This is a genomic window from Faecalibacterium prausnitzii, assembly GCF_019967995.1.
Lineage (GTDB): Bacteria > Bacillota > Clostridia > Oscillospirales > Ruminococcaceae > Faecalibacterium > Faecalibacterium prausnitzii_E.
In genome coordinates, this window is the sequence record NZ_CP065377.1 from 1,759,298 (window position 1) to 1,780,382 (window position 21,085).

A 21,085-nucleotide genomic window follows, 5' to 3' on the forward strand; every position below is an offset into this window, starting at 1 on the left:
TTCGCAAGAGCGCGGCTCTTTTTGTATGGATTCGCTGGCCGCATCTCCGGGAGCTTTTCCCGGCGAGTCAACGGGCGTTCCCTGCCCGCCCCGCAAGCGGGGCCCCACCTCGGATACTCGCCGAGAAAACTCCCCTCGTGCGGCCTGTATAAAGCCCCGCCAACCCGTCCATACTGACCACATCAAGCGAAGAGAGGGTTCTGAAATGGACGAACAGATGTTTTGTTTTCAATGCGAGCAGGCGGCGCACTGCACTGCCTGTACCGGTAAGGCCGGTGTCTGCGGCAAAAGCGCGGACACGGCAGCGGCGCAGGACCGCCTGACCGGCGCACTCATCTCCTACGCCAGCCAACTCATCGGCGAGGGGCGGGCCCCCGCCCCGGAACAGGCACTGCTGCTGATGGAAGGGCTGTTCACCACCATCACCAACGTGAACTTCGACCCGCAGACCGTGGACCAGCTGACCGAGAGCGTCCACGCGGCCTGCCCCGGCATCGGGTTCGACTACGACATGGCAAACCTCTGGCACGAGCCGGACGAGGACATCCGCAGTCTGAAATCGTTCGTCCTGTTCAGCCTGCGCGGCATGGCAGCGTACAATTACCATGCGCGGGTGCTGGGCCGCATCGACCCGGAGCTGGACCGCTTCTTCTGCGAAGCATTGCAGGCCGTTGGCAGCGAATGCTCCATCGACACCCTCTGGGCACTGGTGCAGAAGACCGGCAAGGCCAGCTACCGCTGCATGGAGCTGCTGGACGCCGCTAACACCGGGGCCTTCGGCCAGCCGGAGCCGGTGGAGGTGCCGCTCGTCATCGAGAAAGGGCCGTTCATCGTCATTTCCGGCCACGACCTCTACGACATGAAGTGCCTGCTGGAGCAGACAGCGGGCAAAGGCATCCACGTCTACACCCACTCGGAAATGCTTCCCGCCCACGGCTACCCGGAGCTGAAGCAGAAGTACCCGCATCTGAAGGGCAACTTCGGCACAGCCTGGCAGAACCAGCAGCGAGAGTTTGAGGACATCCCGGCCCCGATCCTCTTCACCACCAACTGCATCATGCCCCTGCGGGAGAGCTACGCCGACCGGGTGTTCACCACCTCGGTGGTGTCCTATCCCGGCGTCCCGCACATCGGGCCAGAGCGGGATTTCTCCCCCGTCATTGCCAAAGCACTGGAACTGGGGGGCTACCCGGAAGACACCGCCATGCCCGGCATCAACGGCGGGCGCAGCGTCGTGACCGGCTTTGCGCGGAGCGCTGTGCTCTCCCACGCCAATGAGATCGTTGCGGCCGTGAAAAGCGGGCAGATCCGCCATTTCTTCCTGGTGGGCGGCTGTGACGGCACCCGGCCTTCCCGCCGCTACTACACCGAGTTCGCCAAGCTCACCCCGCCCGACACCGTGATCCTGACGCTGGCCTGCGGCAAATTCCGCCTGAACGACCTGGATCTCGGCACCGTGGCGGGCCTGCCCCGCATCCTCGATGTGGGCCAGTGCAACGACGCATACAGCGCCATTCAGATCGCGCTGGCGCTGGCCGATGCGTTCCAGTGCGGCGTCAACGACCTGCCGCTCTCGCTGGTGCTCTGCTGGTTCGAGCAGAAGGCCGTCTGCATCCTCATCGCACTGCTGGCGCTGGGCATCCAGAACATCCGGCTCGGCCCTACCCTGCCCGCCTTCCTCTCGCCGGGCGTGGTGCGCGTTTTGCAGGAAAAGTACAATCTGATGGCCGTCACGACACCGGAGCAAGACCTGAAAGCGATTTTGGGCGAAGGATGAATCTGTTTCATCTCATCATCAAACCGCACAAGATGCGCTGCGTTTGTGCTTTCACGTTTGGTGCAACTGTCGCTTGAAAAATTTTCAGCGTTCAGTATAATTATAAGTACCGGAACAAAGGCGTTCCAAAGGGGTAGAGTCTGCCCCTTTGGGGCGTCTTTTTTGTTTTTCCGTGTCAGACGCTGCGGAATGTGCCGCAGTGGTGAGGATTTTGATTTTACGACAAGGATGGGAAAGGCAATGGAACATTATACGGAAAACTCCACGCCCCTCGGCCTGTATGACCCCCAGTTTGAGCACGACGCCTGCGGCATCGGCGCAGTGGTGGACATCAAGGGCCGCAAGAGCCACCAGACCGTCAGCGATGCACTGTCCATCGTCGAGCGGCTGGAGCACCGCGCCGGCAAGGACGCTGAGGGCAAGACCGGCGACGGCGTGGGCATCATGCTGCAGATCAGCCACAAGTTCTTCTCCAAAGTCGCGGAAGAGATGAACGTCAGCCTCGGCAACGAGCGTGAATATGGCGTTGGCATGTTCTTCTTCCCGCAGAACGAGCACCTGCGTGCTCAGGCCATGAAGCTGTTCGAGCTCGTCACCCGCAAGGAGGGGCTGGAGTTCCTCGCCTGGCGCGAGGTTCCCGTGAACCCCGACGCCGTGGGCCAGAAAGCCCGCGACTGTATGCCCGCCATCTGGCAGTGCTTCATCAAAAAGCCCGCCAAGGTGAGCAAGGGCATCGACTTTGACCGCAAGCTCTACATCGTCCGCCGCGTGTTCGAGCAGGCTAGCAACGGCACCTATGTGCCCAGCCTGTCCAGCCGCACCATCGTGTACAAAGGCATGTTCCTGGTCCACGATCTGCGCCTGTTCTACCTCGATTTGCAGGACGAGGACTATGAATCCGCCATCGGCATGGTGCACAGCCGTTTCTCCACCAACACGAACCCCAGCTGGATGCGCGCCCACCCGAACCGCTTTATCCTGCACAACGGCGAGATCAACACCATCAAGGGCAACACCGACGCGATGCTGGCCCGTGAGGAGTCCATCGCCAGCCCCATCATGCAGGAGGATATGAACAAGATCCTGCCGATCATCAACACCTCCGGCTCCGACTCCGCCATGCTGGACAACGCGCTGGAGTTCATGGTGATGAACGGCATGGACCTGCCCCTGGCCGTGATGATCACCATCCCGGAGCCGTGGGAGAACAACAAGCACATCAGCCAGAAAAAGCGCGATTTCTACCAGTATTACGCCACCATGCTGGAGCCGTGGGACGGCCCCGCTGCCATCCTCTTCTCGGATGGCGATGTCGTGGGTGCCGTGCTGGACCGCAACGGCCTGCGCCCCAGCCGCTACTACATCACCAAGGACGGCCGGATGATCCTTTCTTCTGAGGTGGGCGTTCTCCCCTGCGACCCCGCCGACATCGAGAAGAAAGACCGCCTGCGCCCCGGCAAGATGCTGCTAGTGGATACCGTCAAAGGCGAGGTCGTCGATGACGAGAAGCTGAAGGAATACTACGCCAGCCGCGAGCCCTACGGCGAGTGGATCGACCGCAATCTGGTCCAGCTCAAGAGCCTGAAGATTCCCAACGTCAAGGTGCCCAGCTACACCGGCGAGGAGCTGACCCGCCTGCAAAAGGTGTTCGGTTACAAGTACGAAGAGGTCAAGGACCTCATCCTCCCCATGGCCCGGCTGGGCGCAGAGCCTTCCGGCGCAATGGGCACCGACACCCCGCTGGCCGTGCTGAGCGACCAGCACCCGCCGCTGTTCAACTACTTCAAGCAGCGGTTCGCACAGGTGACCAACCCGCCCATCGACGCCATCCGCGAGAAAGTCGTCACCTCCACCAGCGTCTACGTGGGTGCCCATGGCAACCTGCTGGAAGACAAGCCCGAAAACTGCAAGGTGCTCAAGGTCCACAACCCCATTCTGACCTCCACCGACCTGCTCAAGATCAAATACATGAACGTGCCGGGCTTCAAGGTCGCGACCGTTTCCATCAACTACTACAAGAACACCAGCCTGGAAAAAGCCATCGACCGTGTCTTCCTGGAAGTGGACCGCGCATATAAGGACGGTGCCAACATTATCATCCTGTCCGACCGGGACATCGACGAATACCATGTCTCCATCCCCAGCCTGCTGGCCGTGTCGGCCGTCTCGCAGTACCTCATCCGCACCAAGAAGAGCACCGCGCTGGCCCTCATTCTGGAAAGCGCCGAGCCGCACGAGGTGCACCACTTTGCCACCCTGCTGGGCTACGGTGCCTGCGCCGTCAACCCGTATCTGGCCCACGAGACCATCGGCCAGCTCATCGACCAGGGCCTGCTCGACAAGGACTACTACGCCGCCGTGGATGACTACAATAAGGCCATCCTGAGCGGCATCGTGAAGATTGCCTCCAAGATGGGCATCTCCACCATCCAGAGCTACCAGAGCAGCCAGATCTTTGAGGCGGTCGGCATCTCGAAGGACGTCATCGACAAATACTTCACCGGTACGGTCAGCCGTGTGGGCGGCATCGGTCTGGAAGACATTCAGGCCGACGTCGAGGCCCAGCACAACGCGGCCTTCGACCCGCTGGGACTGGACATCAACATGGAGCTTTCCGACGGCGGTGCCCACAAGTTCCGCAGCGGCAAGGAAGAGCATCTGTTCAACCCGCAGACCATCCACCTGTTCCAGAAAGCCTGCTGGACCAACGACTATAAGGCCTTCAAGGACTTCACCCGCACAGTGGACAACATGGGCGAGGAGGGTATGCATCTGCGCAGCCTGCTCGATTTCAACTACGACCCCAACGGCGGCGTGCCCATCGAGGAGGTCGAGCCGGTATCGTCCATCGTCAAGCGGTTCAAGGCCGCGGCCATGAGCTACGGCGCTCTGAGCAGCGAGGCCCACGAGACCATTGCCATCGCGCTGAACCGCCTGGGCGGCCGCAGCAACACCGGCGAGGGCGGCGAGCCCGAAGACCGCTACCACAGCGAGAGCAATTCCAAGATCAAGCAGGTGGCCTCTGCCCGCTTCGGCGTCACGAGCAAATACCTCGTCTCTGCCGAAGAGATCCAGATCAAGCTGGCGCAGGGTGCAAAGCCCGGCGAAGGCGGCAACCTGCCCGGTGCCAAGGTCTATCCCTGGATCGCCAAGACCCGCCACAGCACCACCGGTGTGGGCCTCATCTCTCCCCCGCCCCACCACGACATCTACTCCATCGAGGATCTGGCTGAGCTGATCTATGACCTGAAGAACGCCAACCGTCACGCCAACATCAACGTGAAGCTGGTCAGCGAGGCCGGTGTCGGTACCATTGCCGCCGGTGTTGCCAAAGGCGGCGCACAGGTCATCCTGGTCTCCGGCTACGACGGCGGCACCGGTGCTGCCCCCCGCACCTCCATCAAGAACGCCGGTCTGCCCTGGGAGCTGGGCATCGCCGAGACCCACCAGACCCTGATCCTGAACGGCCTGCGCAGCCGTGTCCGCATCGAGAGCGACTCCAAGCTGCTCTCCGGCCGCGATGTCGCCATCAGCTGTATGCTGGGCGCAGAGGAGTTCGGCTTCGGCACCACCCTGCTGATGTGTGAGGGCTGCGTCATGATGCGCGTCTGCAATCTGGACACCTGCCCCATGGGCATCTGCACCCAGAACCCCGAACTGCGCAAGCACTTCCGGGGCAAACCCGAATACATCATCCACTATCTGACCTTCGTGGCGCAAGAGCTGCGGGAGTACATGGCCAAGCTCGGCGTCCGCACCATCGACGAACTGGTGGGCCGCACCGACCTGCTCCACGTCAAGCCCAGCGCCCCCGGCAGCCGCACGGCCAAGATGAACCTGGACTGCATCCTGCACAACCCGGCCATCGCCAACAGCAACGTGCACTTCGTCCCGGCGGACACCTACGACTTCCATCTCGAAAACACCCTCGACATGAAGGTGCTGATGAAGAAGTTCAAGCTCAGCAGCAAAACGCCCCAGAGCGTCACGCTGGATGTTTCCAACACCGACCGTGCGTTCGGTGCCATCTTCGGCAGCGAGATCACTCGCAAGTACGGCGATTCCCTGCCCGATGACGTCTACACCGCCAACTGCACCGGCGCGGGCGGCCAGAGCTTCGGTGCGTTCATCCCCAGGGGCCTGACCCTGAAGCTGACCGGCGACTGCAACGACTACATGGGCAAGGGCCTGTCCGGCGGCAAGATCATCGTGCGCCCGCCGGAGGGCATCACCTACAAGCCGGAGGAGAACATCATCACCGGCAACGTCGCCCTGTATGGTGCTACCAGCGGCAAGGCCTTCGTCTCCGGCGTGGCCGGTGAGCGCTTCTGCGTCCGCAACTCCGGCGCAACGGCCGTTGTGGAGGGCGTCGGCGACCACGGCTGCGAGTACATGACCGGCGGCACCGTCGTCGTGTTGGGCCAGACCGGCAAGAACTTTGCAGCCGGCATGACCGGTGGCATCGCCTATGTGCTGGATGAGAACTGGGACTTCTACCAGCGGGTGAACAAAGAGACGGTCAGCCTCGAACCCGTGGAACACAAGTACGATGTTGCCACCCTGAAGGAGCTGATCCGCGAGCATGTGGAAGCCACCGGCTCCCCGCGCGGCAAAGAGATCCTGGACAACTTCAGTGAGTATCTGCCCAAGTTCAAGAAAGTCCTCCCCTACGATTACGACCGGATGCTGCGGGTCATTGCTTCCATGGAGGAGCGCGGCCTCGACGGCGAACAGGCACAGATCGAAGCATTCTACGCTGTGCAGAAGAAGAAGTAAGGAGGGGGAACTGTTATGGGCAAGACCACTGGATTTATGGATTATAAGCGCAAGACCAGCTCGGACGTTCCGCCGCTGGAGCGCATCGAAAACTTCAACGAATTTCACATCTGGCTCTCCCGCGAGGAGCAGCAGACCCAGGCGGCACGCTGCATGGACTGCGGCGTCCCCTTCTGTCAGGCCGGCATGATGATCGGCGGCATGGCCTCCGGCTGCCCGCTGAACAACCTCATCCCGGAGTGGAACGACCTGGTGTATCAGGGCAAATGGGAGCTGGCGCTCCATCGTCTGCGCGCCACCAACCGCTTCCCGGAGTTCACGAGCCGGGTCTGCCCCGCCCTGTGCGAGGCCGCCTGCACCTGCGGCGACGTGACCGGCAGCAGCGTCACCGTCCGCGAGAACGAACACGCCATCGTGGAGACCGGCTACGCCAAGGGCTGGCTCCATGCCGCCCCGCCCCCGGCCCGCACCGGCAAGAGCGTGGCCGTCATCGGCAGCGGCCCGTCCGGCCTGTCGGTAGCCGAGTATCTGAACATCCGGGGCCACGCCGTCACCGTATTTGAGCGCGCCGACCGGGTGGGCGGCCTGCTGATGTACGGCATCCCCAACATGAAGCTGGACAAATCTGTCATCGAGCGCCGCATCAGGATCATGCAGGCCGAGGGCGTCGAGTTCCGCACCAACATGGACATCGGCGGGGCGGTGGCCGCAGAAGACGTCCTGAACCGCTACGACGCCGTCGTGCTCTGCTGCGGTGCCAAAAAGGCCCGCGACCTGAACGTCCCCGGCCGGGACGCCAACGGCGTCTATTTCGCGGTCGATTACCTCACCAGCGTGACCAAGAGCCTGCTGGACAGCCAGTTTGCCGACGGCCGGGCCATCCATGCGGCGGGCAAGAATGTGCTGGTCATCGGCGGCGGCGACACCGGCAACGACTGCCAGGGCACGGCCCTGCGGCAGGGCTGCACCGACCTGGTGGCCCTGGAGATGATGCCGCAGCCCCCAAAAGAGCGGGCCGCCTCCAACCCCTGGCCGGAGTGGCCGAAGGTGCTCAAGGTAGACTATGGCCAGACCGAGTGCCTCGCCAAGTTCGGCAAGGACCCCCGCGTCTACCAGACCACCGTGAAGGAGTTTTTGACCGACGATGCCGGCAACCTGACCGGCGCGGTCATCTCCTATCTGAAGCCGGAGCGTGACCCGGAGACTGGCCGCACCACCATGGTGCCCACCGGCGAGGAGTTCACCTACGACTGCCAGCTGGCGTTCATCGCCGCCGGTTTCGTGGGCTGCGAGAACTACGTAGCCGATGCCTTCGGCGTCAGCCTGACGGGCCGCGGCTGTGTGGACACCGACCACTTCCGCACCAATGTGGAAAAGGTCTTCGCCTGCGGCGATATGCGCCGGGGCCAGAGCCTTGTGGTCTGGGGTCTGCGCGAGGGCCGCGACTGCGCCGCCGAGGTAGACCGCTACCTCATGGGTTACACCAACCTGTGACTCCCTGAACCAAGCCATCCTCTTTTCCTATCCTAAACAAGCAGAAGCGGGAGCCTCCCACGAGGCTCCCGCTTCTGCTGTTTGTTTCAGTCCGTATCCTATTGGGTGTCGTCTGCCGGTGTTTCCCCCGAAGAAGCGCTGCTCCCGCTGTCGGAATCCGACGCAGCGGGCGGCTCAGCGGTGATCTCCACACTGGGGTCTGCCGCGATATACACGGTGATGACGCTGCCCACCTCGACCGGGGTGCCTGCGTCCACACTGCACGAGACGACGCAGCCCGCCGCATAGGAGCCATCGTTGACCACCATGAAGCAGCTGGGCGTCAGGCCCCGGCTCTCCAGCTCGCTGACGGCCCCTTCCTGCGTGAACCCGATCACATCGGGCATCTGCACCAGCTGCGGCCCCTTGCTGACCACCAGGCTCACGGTGCCGCCCTTCTCGATGACGTCACCCGCCTCCGGCTCCTGCCGGATGATCTTCCCCTTCTCCACCGTGTCGCTGTATTCCAGCGTCACATAGAAGAGATAGTCGCCCACATAATTGTGATTGTTCCGCACCTGCGCGTCGTAATCCATCCCGACAAAGTTCGGTGCCAGCGTGACAGGTTCTTCCAGCACCGTGCTTTCCGGTGCCGACACCGACGAGGACGCCGCAGGCGGTGTGGCCGTGTGCAGCCCCTGCGAGACCATCCCCCACAGCATCAGCAGGATGAGGATGGCCAGCAGAACGAGGATGGCCGCCAGCAGGTTCCGCAGGCTGAGCATGTGCTGCTTTTGTTCCTCGTCCGGCAGGGTCAGCTGCCGGGGTGCAGGGCGCGGCAGGCTGCGGGTCAGCTCCTCGGTATACTCCCGCGAGGTCAGCGCCTTGAACAGCTGGGGCACGGTCTGGATGCGCTCCACCGGCTTCAACTTCAGGCCCAGCCAGAGCACCTCGGAGAGGTACTCCGGCACCGACGGCTCCAGTGTGCGGGCGCGCGGGTTCGAATCCGACACCAGCCGCTGCGCTGCCGGGACCGGGCTTTGCCCGCAGACCATCCGGTAGACCACCGCAGCCAAACTGTATTCGTCGGTGTAGCGGCCCTCAAACTCGGTGGTCGAATACTGTTCCGGGGCCGAGTAGCCCTCGTACAGCTGCTCGTGCAGGCCGCTGCCCGCTGTGCGCAGGCCAACCGTAGCGTAGCCCGTCAGCCGGGCGCGGCCATTTTCCAGCACCCGGATGTTCTCCGGGCAGACGCCCCGGTGCACCAGACCCACCTGGTGCATCGCCGCCACGCCGTCGAACACCGGCTGCAGCATCGTGCAGACCTGCTCCGGCGACAACCGGCCGGGATGCGTCTCCAGCCAGCGGCCCAGCGGCACCCCGCCGGGATTTTCCATCACGGCATAGACCGTGTTGTTCTCCTCGAACACATCCAGCACGGCTTCCAGTCCGTTGGCGGGCGTGATGCGCTGGATGGAGCGGTACAGGTCCGCAAAATCCATCCGGGTGGTCTTGAACAGCACCTCGCTGCCCAGTTTGGGCCGCAGGGTTGCATCCGTGCCGCGCTCTGCCGCCAGCGTCAGGGGCAGATACTCCTTGATAGTCACCCGGAAGCGCCCATGGTTTTCTGCGCCCCGGTACAGGATACCTTCGCCGTCCACCTGTTCGATCTCGCCGACGGTATACCGCCCGCCCAGCACCGTGCCCACCGGCAGCGTACCCACCGGGTTGCGGCCCTCAAAGCGCCCGCCGCACTGCGGGCAGGCCGCCGCGCGCTCGCTCAACTCGGACAGGCAGTAAGGGCAGATGATGGTCATGGAAAGGCCTCCTTCGGATGTGCTTTTTTGTTATTATAACACATCTTGGCCCGCAGCAAAAGGGCCGTGCGGGCCGAGGACCGTTTTTTCTCTTTTCCGCTGCCCGTCTGTTACAGCAAGCCAGCGTTTCTGCGCGCTCCCGCCATACAGCAAAAGCCGCCTTTCGTGCCAAACAGCACAAAAAGCGGCTTTTTCTCGTCTTATTTCAGAATCAAAGAGCCTTGCGGAAGCTTATTCCGGCAGGTCCTCTTCGTTCTCCAAGCTGTGCCAGACGTTCTGGACATCATCGTTGTCCTCCAGAGCATCGAGCAGCTTGCCCATGAGTTTGAGCTGATCGGGGTCGGTCAGGCGGGTGGTGGTCATGGGGACCATGGCCAGGTCATCGCTCAGGATCTCGTAGCCCTTCTCCTCCATGGCCTTGACCACAGCCGAGTAGTTCTCCGGGTCGGTGGTGATCTCAGCAGCATCCTCGCCTGCATCGAAGTCCTCTGCACCGGCGTCCAGAGCGTCCATCATGGCCTCGTCGGCGTCCTTGTCTTCCAGAGAGATGTCGATAACGCCCTTCTGGCTGAACAGGAAGCCCACGCAGCCCATTGCGCCCAGGTTGCCGCCGTTCTTGTCGAAGTAGTGGCGCAGATCGGCAGCGGTACGGTTGCGGTTGTCGGTCAGGGTCTCGACCATGACGGCAACGCCGCCGGGGCCGTAGCCCTCGTATGTGATGGCTTCGTACTCCGTCTTGTCGCCGCCCTCGGCCTTCTTGATGATGCGCTGAATGTTATCGTTGGGCACGCTCATGCGCTTTGCCTTGGAGATCAGATCCGCCAGCTTGCTGTTGGAAGCCGGGTTGGGGCCGCCGGTACGGACGGCGACGCTGATCTCGCGGCCGATCTTGGTAAAGACCTTTGCCTTGGCGCCGTCGGTCTTCTCCTTCTTGCGCTTGATGTTGTTCCATTTGCTATGTCCAGACATGGGAACCTCCTAAAGTTCTATCGAAATCTCCGCCTGCGGGCAGACGGGCTGTGGTCGCCCGCTTGTGGCAGCACACAAAATCCAACTCTATTATTGTAGCACAATCCCCTACCGCGTTCAAGCCTTATCCGGGGAATTTGCGCCAAAATCCGGCAAAAAAGCAGGGTCTGACGCCTGTTTTACAGCAGCCTCAGCGCCTTGGGATAATGGTTTTTGACCCGCCCGGCCGACACTTTGCCGCCGCCGAGGGGGAACCCGTCCACCGTGACACAGCACCAGCCGTCGGCGGCGGTGGCAGCGGCGATCTCCCGGCCCGACAGGTACTCGACCACACGCGGGTCAGCAAGCGCCAGCTCCTCGCGGTTGGTGCACTGGGCACCGAACGCCGTGAAGAGGTGGTGTTCGGGCACAAAGCGGCCCTTCTGCACACTGCCCACAAAGACGCCTGCGCGCAGGACATGCAGACCCGTCTGCGGGAAGGCTGCTGGCAGCAGCACACCGCCGCCATGGACCACGGCGGGACGGTCTGCGAGGGCCGGAAAATACTGCTGGGCGAACGCGTTCCAGGCCGCGAGGCTCTGGGTGGGCGTCACGCTCTCCCCTGCTGCGGCGCTTTCGCGGCGGCGGCTGCCCTGCACTGCATCCCGGAGGGCGCGGGCGTTCTCCCGGCGGGATGCACGGGCATCGCCGCGCTCCGAGCGGGCAGGCTTGCCCTTACCGGGCTTCTGCTTCCGGTTTTGCTCGGCGGCAGCCGCCAGCCAGAGCTGCTCTTCGGGGGGATAACAGCCCGGTGCGGGCAAAGCACGGGGAGTGCCCGCCTTGACCAGCCGGGCAATGAAATGGCCCTCGCCGCCCTGACAGGGCCAGATGCGGCGCACTTTGCTCACATCCAGCGGCAGACCGCCGGTACGGTTGGCCTCGCCCGCGCTGCCAAAGGTGTAGTCCACGTTGCCAAACACATCCGCCAGCGCAAATTCCGGGTGCCGGGCCAGGAACGCGGCCACCTGCCCTTCATCCTCTTCGGGGGCAAAGGTGCAGGTGGAGTAGATCATCTCCCCGCCCGGCGCGAGGACGGCGGCAGCGTTGTCCAGGATCTGCGCCCCCAGCGTGGCGCACTGCTGCACCAGCGCTTCGCAGTGCTGGGTGACGGCCACCGCCTCCTTGCGGAACATCCCCTCGCCGGAACAGGGCGCATCCACGAGGACACGGTCGAAGAACTCCGGCAGGGCGGCAGCGATGCGGGCGGTGTCCTCGTTGAGGACGACGGCATTCGCCACGCCCATCCGTTCGAGGTTGCTTTTCAGCACCTCTGCGCGGGCGGGCACATACTCATTGCTGACGAGCAGGCCCCAGCCGCCCAGTGCGGCAGCAAGCTGGCTGCTCTTGCCGCCGGGCGCGGCGCACAGGTCCAGGACCCGCATCCCCGGCCGGACGCCCAACAGCGGTGCGGCAGAGGATGCAGACGGCTCCTGCGAGTAAAACACGCCCGCATGGTGGTATGGGTGGCGTCCGGGCTTGAAGGCAGCCTCTTCGACCACGAAGCCCGCCTTGCAGAACGGCGATGGCCGGAGCGGGAAGTCGGCCTTCCCGGCAAACGCCTCCGGCGTCGTGCGCAGAGCCGAGACCGTCACCCCGCGGGCCGCGTTCTCGGTGGGTGCCGCGTACAGCGCCTCGTACCGCCCGCCCAGCAGCGCCCGCTCCCGGCGCTCAAAATATTCCGTAGACATGAACGTTCCTCCCATGTATAAAGCCGCATCGGGCGGCAAGACTAAGGGTGTGAGGGGCAGACCCCCTCGCGAAAGGAGACATGACGATGAACGACCGCACCGAAAACCGTTCCAGCAACCGCACCAACAACTGCAAGAGCCAGAACCGCACTTCCAACCGCACAGAGAACCGCACGGACGACCGCACCGAGAACCGTGCCACCAACGAGCACAAGCACCCCAACCAGTACACCAAGGGTGCCGACGACGAGGGTAAGTAACCAGAACCTCTCCGTCACGCTTCGCGTGCCTGTGCCCATTTCACAGAGAAAAGCCCGCTGCCTTCCCTGCACTGTTTTCCAGTGCGGAAAGCAGCGGGCTTTCGCGTTTTACTTCTGGTTCGGGTCAAAATCGGCCCACAGCTTCTCGAACAGCTCCTCGACGCGCGGCATCTGGCCGGTGAGGTAGAGCCACCCCAGCAGGCACTCAAAGCCGGTGGAGGCCCGGTATTCCTCCGGCGAAGCGTGTTTTGCCACACTGGCCTTGCTGGCGTTGCGGCCCCGCTTGAACACAGCCAGCTCGTCCTCGGTGAAGAGGGGTTCGAGCAGCTGCTCCTCGCGGAACTGGGCCCGCGCCGAGACATACTTGACCTTTTCGGTGTTCAGTTTGCCTGCCGACAGCCGGTGATGCCGTGCCAGACGGGTGCGCACCAGCAGTTCCAGCACACTGTCGCCCACAAAGGCCAGTGCCAGCGGGCTGAGCTCGCGGGGGTCGATGGTTTCCATTTCATTCATTGGAGTCAAACCTCTCAGTCAGCGCTATCAGGCGCTGACAGCTCCCCTGATAGGGGAGCCAAATTGCGGTATGATTAGAAGATATAATCGAACTGATACTCGCCGATGAGGATGGTGTCGTTTTCCTGAACGCCCTTCTCGACGAGGGCATCCAGGATGCCGCTCTCACCCAGCTGGCGCTGGAAGTATTGCAGGCTCTCGTAGTCGTCCACATTGCTGCCCGCCAGGATATACTCCAGCCAGGGGGCGTCGATGCTCCAGACGTGGGCCTCCATCCGCTGGATGGTAAAGGCGCGGTCGTTTGCCTTGGGCTCCGGCTTCTTGTACTCTGCGGTGAAGACCGGGATGGCCGGGATATCCTTCAGGCGGTTGTAGACCAGGCCCGGCAGCTCCCGCACGCCCTGCATGGTGGCGGCAGAGATGGGCACGAAGGTCAGGCCCTTGCCCTCCACGTAGTTCTTGAAGGTCTCGATCTGCTCCTCGGTGGCCAGGTCGCACTTGTTGCCCACCACGATCTGCGGGCGCTCGGCCAGCGCGGGGCTGAACTTTGCCAGCTCCTCGTTGATCTTCTCGAAATCCTCGATGGGGTCGCGGCACTCGCTGCCGGAAACATCCACCACATGCAGCAGCAGACGGCAGCGCTCCACATGGCGCAGGAAGTCATGACCCAGGCCGATGCCCTCGCTGGCACCTTCGATCAGGCCGGGGATGTCGGCGCAGACGAAGCTGGCCCCCTCGCCCACCGATACCACGCCCAACGTGGGCACCAGAGTGGTGAAGTGGTAGTTGGCGATCTTCGGCTTGGCCGCGCTGATGGTGGAGATGAGGGTGGACTTGCCCACATTGGGGAAGCCGATCAGGCCCACATCGGCGATGAGCTTCAGCTCCAGCGTGACCTGGATGTCCTCACCGGGCACACCGGGCTTGGCAAACTTGGGAATCTGGCGGGTCGGCGTGGCAAAATGTGCATTGCCGTAGCCGCCGCGGCCGCCCTTTGCCACGGTGACGGGGGTGTGGTCGGACAGGTCGGCAATGACAAGGCCGCTCTCGGCGTCCTTGATGACCGTGCCCAGCGGCACCTTGATGACGAGGTTCTCGGCGTTTTTGCCGTGGCACAGGCTCGCGCCGCCCTTGCCGCCCTCCGGGGCCACATACTTGCGCTTGTAGCGGAAATCCATCAGGGTGGTCAGGTGGTCGTCCACCACAAAGATGATGTCGCCGCCGCGGCCGCCGTCGCCGCCGTCCGGGCCGCCTGCTGCCACGAATTTTTCGCGGTGAAAGCTCACCGCGCCGTCGCCGCCCTTGCCCGCGTGGAGCCAGATGGTGGCGATGTCGATAAAGTTGGTTTGTGCTGCCATACAGGCCCTCCTTATCAGCCTCTCCGTTTCGCCTCCCCTCATGCGGGCAGGCAGCAATGCAGGGCATTGCCGGAGAGGTCATTGCTTTTACTCAAATCACTCAAAAAAGAGCCGGGCCACAAGGGTCCGGCTCTTCAGGTTGCAGTTTTTCAGGCAGAAGTTACTGCTTCACGCTGCACTTCTTGCCGCTCTTGCCCACGCGCTCAAAGCGGACGGTGCCGTCAACCAGAGCAAACAGGGTATCATCGCTGCCCTTACCAACGTTCTCACCCGGCTGAATGTGGGTGCCACGCTGACGAACAAGGATGTTGCCGGCCAGAACGAACTGACCATCTGCACGCTTTGCGCCCAGACGCTGAGCCGCAGAATCACGGCCGTTCTTGGTGCTGCCTACGCCCTTTTTATGTGCCATTGTAATTTTCCTCCTTAGCCGTTGATCGCAGTGATCTCAACCTTGGTATAGGGCTGACGATGGCCCATGCGGCGAGCACTGTGCTTCTTTGCGCGATAGGTAATGATGTTCAGCTTCTTGCCCTTGCCATTCTTGATGACCTTGGCAGAGACGGAAGCGCCCTCAACAACGGGAGCGCCAACCTTGACCGAACCCTCCTCGCCGACAGCGAGAACCTGATCAAACTTCACTTCGGAGTCAGCTTCAACGTCCAGCTTTTCGATGTAGACGATGTCGCCCTGCTCCACGCGGTACTGCTTACCGCCGGTAACAATGATTGCGTACATTTGTTTCATTCCTTTTCGTTGTACTCGCTGGTCGTAAAGGCAGACCCCTACGGGGCCATTTGCGGCGCCCACACCAAGCGGCTAGAATAGTATAGCAGAAAAGCGAGTCGATTGCAAGAGGTTTTGCGCATTCCCGCAAAGTTTTTTCAGGATGCGGAGGTCAGCTGCTCCTTTACCGTTTTGTTGTAGGCCTCGGTGCGCTCCACGAAGAGGGCGCGCGGGCTGGACGCAGCCAATTCTTCCGGCTCCAGCCGGAAGGCAGGGTCTGCCTTTTTCGCCTTTGCGGCGAGGGCGCGGTTCTCGGTGGTAAGGGCCAGCGGCACCATGAGCGGCTTGCCCTTGTACTTTTTCGTCAGAAGGACCTCGGCGACGATGCCGCCCACAACGGCCACAGCCGCCACCACCTGTGACACCCGCAGGCCGATGGAGGGCACCAGCAGCAGGCTGTCGGTGCGGAGAGCTTCGATCCAGAACCGGCCCGCGCCGTACCAGATGAGGTAGCGCAGGGCGATGTCGCCCGCAAACTTTCGCTTTTTGATGTGCCGCACCAGCAGGAACAGCCCCACGAAGCACCAGATGCTCTCATACAGAAAGGTGGGATGCACCGGCAGATTCGGGTCAATGATCACTCCTTTGGGCGCTGTGACCACGCTGCTGAGCAGATAGTCGTGGGTAGCCTCGCTGTACATGCCCCAGGGCAGGGTGGTGTTGCAGCCAAAGGCTTCCTGATTGAAGAAGTTGCCCCAGCGGCCGCAGCCCTGCCCGATGAGAAAGCCCATCGCGGCCAGGTCGAACATGGGCAGCACCGGCACTTTGCGCCACTTGCAGGCCAGACCGCCGAACAGGAAGCCGCCGATGACGCCGCCGTAGATGGCAAGCCCGCCGTCCCGGATGGCCAGCACCTCCCACAGGGAATCGTAATTGTAGGGTGCCATCGCCACATAGTAGAGCCGGGCGCAGAGGATGCCCATCACGACACCGATGAGGATAACGTCCACCATGGCGTCAGCGTCCACGCCGAACTCCACCCCGTGGCGGAACGCGAACACCAGCGCCAGGCACATGCCCACCGCGATGCAGACACCGTACCAGTAAATGTTGATGCCGCCAATGGAAAAGGCAACACGGTTCAGCGGAAAGCTGAGCCCCAGTGCCGGAAATTCTACCAGATTCGTCAAATGCGTCATGTCAGTCCTCCAGTTCTGCTTCGTCGTCCGTGTCGGGCAGGTCCGCCGTGCCGTCCGGGTCGATGTACATCGCTGCCATCCGGCCCGGCTGCAGGATGGTCTGCAAGGCGGCATCGGCGTCTTCGGCGGTCAGCGCCGCCAGCGTTGCGATCTGCTGGGCGACCGTCTGGCCGGAGAGGGCGAAGTCTGCCATCTGGCTGGCCGAGTCCTCCACATTTTCCAAATTTTCGATCAGCTGGCCGTACTTTTCGTTCTTGCAGAGGGTGAAGACCTCCCGGTCGATGCCCGCACGGCGGACCTGTTCGATCTCATCCAGAAGCAGCTGCTTCACGGTGTCGGGCTCATCGCTCTCGCCGGTGAAGAGGATGCAGCAGCAGCCGTCCACCCGCAGCACTTCCCCTCCGAAGCCGGGATTGGTCAGGCCGGAATCGTACAGCCGGCGGTAGAGCGGCGACATGCCGCCGCAGATGCAGCAGAGGACGAGGTCGTACAGCATCTCGCTGCGCAGGTCATCCGGTGCAAGGGGCGCTTCCTTGAAGCCGAGGCCGAAGCAGGGCTTTGAGACCGGCATCCGGATGCGCTTTTCCGCAGCCGCCAGCGTCATGGGCTCGTCGGCCCAAAGGCGCTGCACCCGCTCTTCGGGGCGGGGGTCCAGCAGGCCGTGGCGCGCACAGGCGGCCAGGACCTGCTCCATTGTGGTATTGCCTGCTGCTGCCAGCACCATATTGCCGGGGGCATAGAATGCCTCGCAGCAGTCGTAGAGCATTCCGGGGGTGATCTCCGCAATGCTCTCGCAGCTGCCCGCGATGTCACTGCGGATGGGGTGGCTGTGGTAAAGGCACTCGCACAGGCCGGTGATGAGCCGCCAGTCGGCGCTGTCATCGTACATCTTGATCTCCTGCCCGATGATGCCCTGCTCCTTGGCGATGGTCTGTTCGGTGAAATAGGGGTGTCCCACCATGCCCAGCAGCACATCCAGACTTTCGTCCAGCTGCTGGGTGGCCGTGAAGAGGTAGCAGGTGCGGTCGAAGCTAGTGAACGCATTGGCGTTGGCACCGGTCTTCGCAAACTTGGCGAAAGCGTCGCCGTCCTGATCCTCGAACATCTTGTGCTCCAGAAAATGCGCCACACCGGCGGGCAGGTGCACTTCCCGCCCGTTCAGGCGGAAATCCCGGTCAATGGAGCCGAAGCGGGTGGCATAGATGACATGGGTGCCGGAATAGCCCGGCATGGGCCGCACGAGGACCGTCAGCCCGGAAGGAAGCACCTTCCACTGGTCTGCCGCCGCTTCCGCGAGGGCTTTGCTCTGCAATTCAGACATGGGCCGGCCCCTCCTCTCTGGTCAGCAGGTAACTCACGGACAGCGTCAGCTGGCGCAGGATGGCGCGGACGTCTTCTCTGGTGACGGCGCGCAGGGCCGCACGGGCCTCGTCCGGGGTCTGCACGGCACCGCCCCGCAGCACCTCCATATAGTACCAGGTCTCGATGCCGCCCAGGCTGTCCTCGATGCCCGCCATCCCGCTCAGCAGGGAGAGGCGGCAGTCTTCCAGTTCCTCTTCGGTGATGGGCCCGGTGCGCAGATCGTCCAGCTCCTTCAGGATGGCCTGCTCGGCGCGGGCGGCGTCGGTGTGTTCCACGCCGCTGTTCACTGCCATGCTGCCCGTAAAGCTCTGGAAGCTGGACGAGCAGTAGTAGCACAGGTGGTCGCGCTCCCGCACGTTGAGGAACAGGCGGCTGGTGACGCTGCCGCCGTAAAGCGCCATGGCCAGCCGGACAGCTGCCATCTGGTCCGGCTGCATCGGCTCGCCCAGCGTGAAGAGCATACAGAGTTTGGCCTGCACGGTGTCGAAGCATTCCGTCTTCCGCACAGTCTCCTGCCGGGGCATCGCCAGATTTTCGCACAGCGGCACCGGGCGGCGGGCCACCGCGGCCAGCTCCCCCAGCAGCGCCTGCGTGACGGCCTGCGTCTCTGCCTCGCCGCAGCCCAGAATGAGCAGTTCGATCTGTGCGGTCTCCAGCATTTCGCGGTAGGCGGCGGTCAGGGTCTCCGGCGTCAGGCCGTCCACCTCTTCCAGATAGCCCTCCTGCCGGATGCCGGCAGGGCTGGCCCCGAAGAACTCCCGGTTGGCCTGCCGCTGGCAGTAGATGCGCTTTTCGTTCACTTCATCTTCCAGCGATTTGCGGAGCATCTGCTTCTCGATGGCCACGGCCTCCGGGTCAAACACGCCGCCCGAAAAGGCGGGGTGAAAGGCCGTGCCCAGCGCCAGTGCGGCGTATTCGCGGGTGAGGTCCTCCCCTTCCAGCGCAAAGCGGTTCTTGATGCCGGTGGCGCTGACGCAGAGGTTGTGGTTCGCGCCCAGCGGGCGGGCGTCCACGGTCAGGTCTGCACCGTACAGGCGGGCCAGCTTTTTGGTCATCTGGGTCATATCGGGGCAGTCCGCATAGCCGCGCTCCATCACCAGCGGGAGCAGCGCGTGGGCGGTGGCCGTCTCACGCTTTGCCGGGAAAGCGAAATGGAGGCTGATGCGGCAGCGGTTGAATTTTGGCGCCGGGTCCCACGAAAGATGGACGCCGGGCGCGATCTCGGTTCGTTTCAATGGTTTCTCCTTTGGATTTATGATTTTGCGCGTTCCAGCGCAAGGAACTCTTCCAGCGCAAGGCCGGACTCCCGGATGGCGCAGGCATTTTCCACGCCCACATACCGCCAGTGCCAGGGGGCGTAGACCATGCCGGTGGCGCTCTGGCGGTCCTCCGGCCAGCGGAGGATGAAGCCGTACTCGGCGGCATAGGCCGTCAGCCACTCATAGGCGCGGGTCTCGGCAAAAGCTGCCGTCTTCTCGGTGCAGTCCGACGAGAGGATATCGGCGCAGTAGCCGGTCCCCTGCTCGCTGGTGCTGGCCGCAGGCTGCAAAGAGGCCGTATGGTCGGCGGCTTCCTCAGCCGAAAGGCGGCTGTTCTCGGCGCTGTAAGCGGTCAGGCGGGTCTCGTAGGCGGCGGTGCGGGCATCCGCATCCTGCCAGCCGGTCACAAGGTTCAGCTCGACTCCGTCCGCCTGCGCGGCCTCGGCCATGCTGCGGTAAGCGGAAGCGGCCTCGGCCTCCAGCTGCTCGCCGGTGGCGTCGTCGGCCACTGCAAGCTCCGGCGCAGGCTCTTCTTCCAGCGCGAGGTTGGCGTTCACCACCACGAGCCGGTCGTCGGCGGCGTCGAACACATAGGAGCTGCTGTCGTAGTTCCGCGCCGTGAAGGGCACCGGCCCCGCGATCAGGGCGTGGGCCTTGGGCAGCAGCCAGAGGATGCCGGTGGCCATCAGCGCCACGGCTCCGCCGCATGCGGCCAGAAAAAGCACCCAGTTCCGCGCCAGCCGCAGACATTTGCGGATCTTCCACTCCCGGTAGGTCATCCGCCTGGCGGGCGATCGTTTCTGCATATCAGTTTACCCCATCTCTTTGGATCATTTTCTATCGCTGCGGTGCAGCCTGTTCAGGATACACCTTATTTATGAACATTTATACTTCCTGCGCCTTCTGGCTGCGGATATCCTGCCCGGCGAACAGGCAGGGCACGAAGGCCGACAGGCGGCTGGAGATCTTTTCGGTATAGAGCTTTTCCAGCAGTGCGCCGTCCGTGATGTTGGTGGTGACGATTGTGGGCAGGTGCGCCCCCAGCCGGTTGTTGAGCAGACTGTACAGGGTGCTCAGGAAAAAGTTGGAATTGAACTCGGTGCCCAGGTCGTCCAGAATGAGCAGGTCGGCCCCGGCTGCGGTCTGCAGCAAGGTCTCCTCCTCGCCGCCGGGGTCTGCACCAAAGTGCAGTGCTTCCAGCTTGGAGAAAAAGTCCGGGCTGGACACGTAAATGACATCGAAGTCCTTTTCCAGCACGATGCCCGCAATGGCAAGGGCCGCATGGGTCTTGCCCAGGCCCGCATTGCCGAACAGCATCAGGCTCTCGCTGCTGCGGTCAAACTCTTCGGCATACGCGCGCAGCTCCGCCAGCAGACCGCCCATGTAGCTGCGGACCGGCTCGCCCAGCTTGTCGTCCATGGTGTTCGGGTAGTAGCGCAGCTCCATGGTATCGAAGCTGGAAATGGACAGGCTGGACAGGCTCTCGATCTCCTCGCGGCGGAGTTTCTGCATGAGCTTATGGACGCAGATGCAAGTGTGCCCCTCGAACGTGCCGGTGTCCTGGCATTTTTTGCAGGTGAAATGCGGTTCCAGCGCATCGGCGGGGCGTCCGCTGGACGCCAGCAGGGCCGTCAGTTCCTGTTTTGCCTTGGCCAGTGCGGCGGCAGCGGCGGTGCGGTCCTTGCCGGAGGCACCGGCCAGCGCACAGCGCACGCCCCGCACCCGCACCTCTTCTTCGGCGTGGCGGAGGGCCGGGACGGCCGCTTCGGCTGCGGCGCGGGCATCCTCGGCGTTGGCGCGCGCGGTCTGACGCCGCAGCGCGACGGCCCGCATCGCCTCCTGATACAGTTCACGTTTGGTACGCATAAT

At 63.1% G+C, this 21,085-nt stretch carries 16 protein-coding genes; 4 read left to right on the forward strand and 12 right to left on the reverse strand.

The genetic code is table 11. The features are described 5' to 3' along the window. Positions 1–205: 205 nt before the first annotated feature. From hcp to I5P96_RS08855, 3 genes are all read left to right on the forward strand, one after another. The gene (gene hcp, locus I5P96_RS08845) at positions 206–1,777 is read left to right on the forward strand and encodes a hydroxylamine reductase (protein WP_223381683.1); all 1,572 of its coding nucleotides are present in this window, start codon (positions 206–208) and stop codon (positions 1,775–1,777) included. A 240-nt stretch (positions 1,778–2,017) separates the two neighbouring features. Further along, the gene (gene gltB, locus I5P96_RS08850) at positions 2,018–6,553 is read left to right on the forward strand and encodes a glutamate synthase large subunit (protein WP_223381685.1); all 4,536 of its coding nucleotides are present in this window, start codon (positions 2,018–2,020) and stop codon (positions 6,551–6,553) included. 15 nt (positions 6,554–6,568) lie between these two features. Continuing rightward, positions 6,569–8,047 (forward strand): glutamate synthase subunit beta, encoded by a 1,479-nt coding sequence (locus tag I5P96_RS08855; RefSeq protein WP_223381687.1) that lies wholly within the window; start codon positions 6,569–6,571, stop codon positions 8,045–8,047. Between the two features lie 98 nt (positions 8,048–8,145). On the opposite strand, the gene I5P96_RS08860 is transcribed toward I5P96_RS08855, so the two are convergent. The 3 genes from I5P96_RS08860 to I5P96_RS08870 all read right to left on the reverse strand — a co-directional run bounded on the left by I5P96_RS08860 (position 8,146) and on the right by I5P96_RS08870 (position 12,539). Further along, the gene (locus I5P96_RS08860; RefSeq protein WP_223381689.1) at positions 8,146–9,843 is read right to left on the reverse strand and encodes a PASTA domain-containing protein; all 1,698 of its coding nucleotides are present in this window, start codon (positions 9,841–9,843) and stop codon (positions 8,146–8,148) included. A 231-nt stretch (positions 9,844–10,074) separates the two neighbouring features. Then, entirely contained in the window at positions 10,075–10,812 is a 738-nt protein-coding gene (locus tag I5P96_RS08865) for a YebC/PmpR family DNA-binding transcriptional regulator (protein WP_097792047.1), read from the reverse strand. Between the two features lie 179 nt (positions 10,813–10,991). Continuing rightward, positions 10,992–12,539: an RsmB/NOP family class I SAM-dependent RNA methyltransferase gene (locus I5P96_RS08870; RefSeq protein ID WP_223381691.1), complete on the reverse strand. Its 1,548-nt coding sequence runs from the start codon at positions 12,537–12,539 to the stop codon at positions 10,992–10,994. Positions 12,540–12,625: 86 nt separating this feature from the next. On the opposite strand from I5P96_RS08870, the gene I5P96_RS08875 reads away from it, so the two are divergent. Continuing rightward, positions 12,626–12,799: a hypothetical protein gene (locus tag I5P96_RS08875; RefSeq protein ID WP_187116972.1), complete on the forward strand. Its 174-nt coding sequence runs from the start codon at positions 12,626–12,628 to the stop codon at positions 12,797–12,799. A 108-nt stretch (positions 12,800–12,907) separates the two neighbouring features. On the opposite strand, the gene I5P96_RS08880 is transcribed toward I5P96_RS08875, so the two are convergent. The 9 genes from I5P96_RS08880 to I5P96_RS08920 all read right to left on the reverse strand — a co-directional run bounded on the left by I5P96_RS08880 (position 12,908) and on the right by I5P96_RS08920 (position 21,082). After that, complete coding sequence (locus I5P96_RS08880) at positions 12,908–13,312, reverse strand: Mini-ribonuclease 3 (RefSeq protein WP_097792045.1); 405 nt, start codon at positions 13,310–13,312, stop codon at positions 12,908–12,910. A 74-nt stretch (positions 13,313–13,386) separates the two neighbouring features. Continuing rightward, positions 13,387–14,670: a GTPase ObgE gene (gene obgE / locus I5P96_RS08885; RefSeq protein WP_097792044.1), complete on the reverse strand. Its 1,284-nt coding sequence runs from the start codon at positions 14,668–14,670 to the stop codon at positions 13,387–13,389. Positions 14,671–14,830: 160 nt separating this feature from the next. Further along, a complete protein-coding gene (gene rpmA / locus I5P96_RS08890) occupies positions 14,831–15,082 on the reverse strand; it encodes a 50S ribosomal protein L27 (RefSeq protein ID WP_055187699.1) in 252 nt (83 codons plus the stop codon). Positions 15,083–15,096: 14 nt separating this feature from the next. Then, a complete protein-coding gene (gene rplU / locus I5P96_RS08895; protein WP_179859485.1) occupies positions 15,097–15,408 on the reverse strand; it encodes a 50S ribosomal protein L21 in 312 nt (103 codons plus the stop codon). Positions 15,409–15,554: 146 nt separating this feature from the next. Then, positions 15,555–16,586 (reverse strand): prolipoprotein diacylglyceryl transferase, encoded by a 1,032-nt coding sequence (gene lgt, locus I5P96_RS08900; protein WP_097792185.1) that lies wholly within the window; start codon positions 16,584–16,586, stop codon positions 15,555–15,557. A 10-nt stretch (positions 16,587–16,596) separates the two neighbouring features. Beyond that, the gene (yfmH, locus tag I5P96_RS08905; RefSeq protein ID WP_097792042.1) at positions 16,597–17,916 is read right to left on the reverse strand and encodes an EF-P 5-aminopentanol modification-associated protein YfmH; all 1,320 of its coding nucleotides are present in this window, start codon (positions 17,914–17,916) and stop codon (positions 16,597–16,599) included. Next, positions 17,909–19,192, reverse strand: a complete 1,284-nt coding sequence (locus I5P96_RS08910) for a M16 family metallopeptidase (RefSeq protein ID WP_223381695.1) — start codon at positions 19,190–19,192, stop codon at positions 17,909–17,911. The genes yfmH and I5P96_RS08910 overlap by 8 nt, the downstream gene beginning before the upstream one ends. Before the next feature lie 17 nt (positions 19,193–19,209). Beyond that, positions 19,210–20,022, reverse strand: coding sequence for a D-alanyl-D-alanine carboxypeptidase family protein (locus I5P96_RS08915; protein ID WP_223381697.1), 813 nt, complete (start codon positions 20,020–20,022; stop codon positions 19,210–19,212). Positions 20,023–20,101: 79 nt separating this feature from the next. Beyond that, positions 20,102–21,082, reverse strand: a complete 981-nt coding sequence (locus I5P96_RS08920) for an ATP-binding protein (protein WP_223381699.1) — start codon at positions 21,080–21,082, stop codon at positions 20,102–20,104. Positions 21,083–21,085 lie beyond the last annotated feature (3 nt).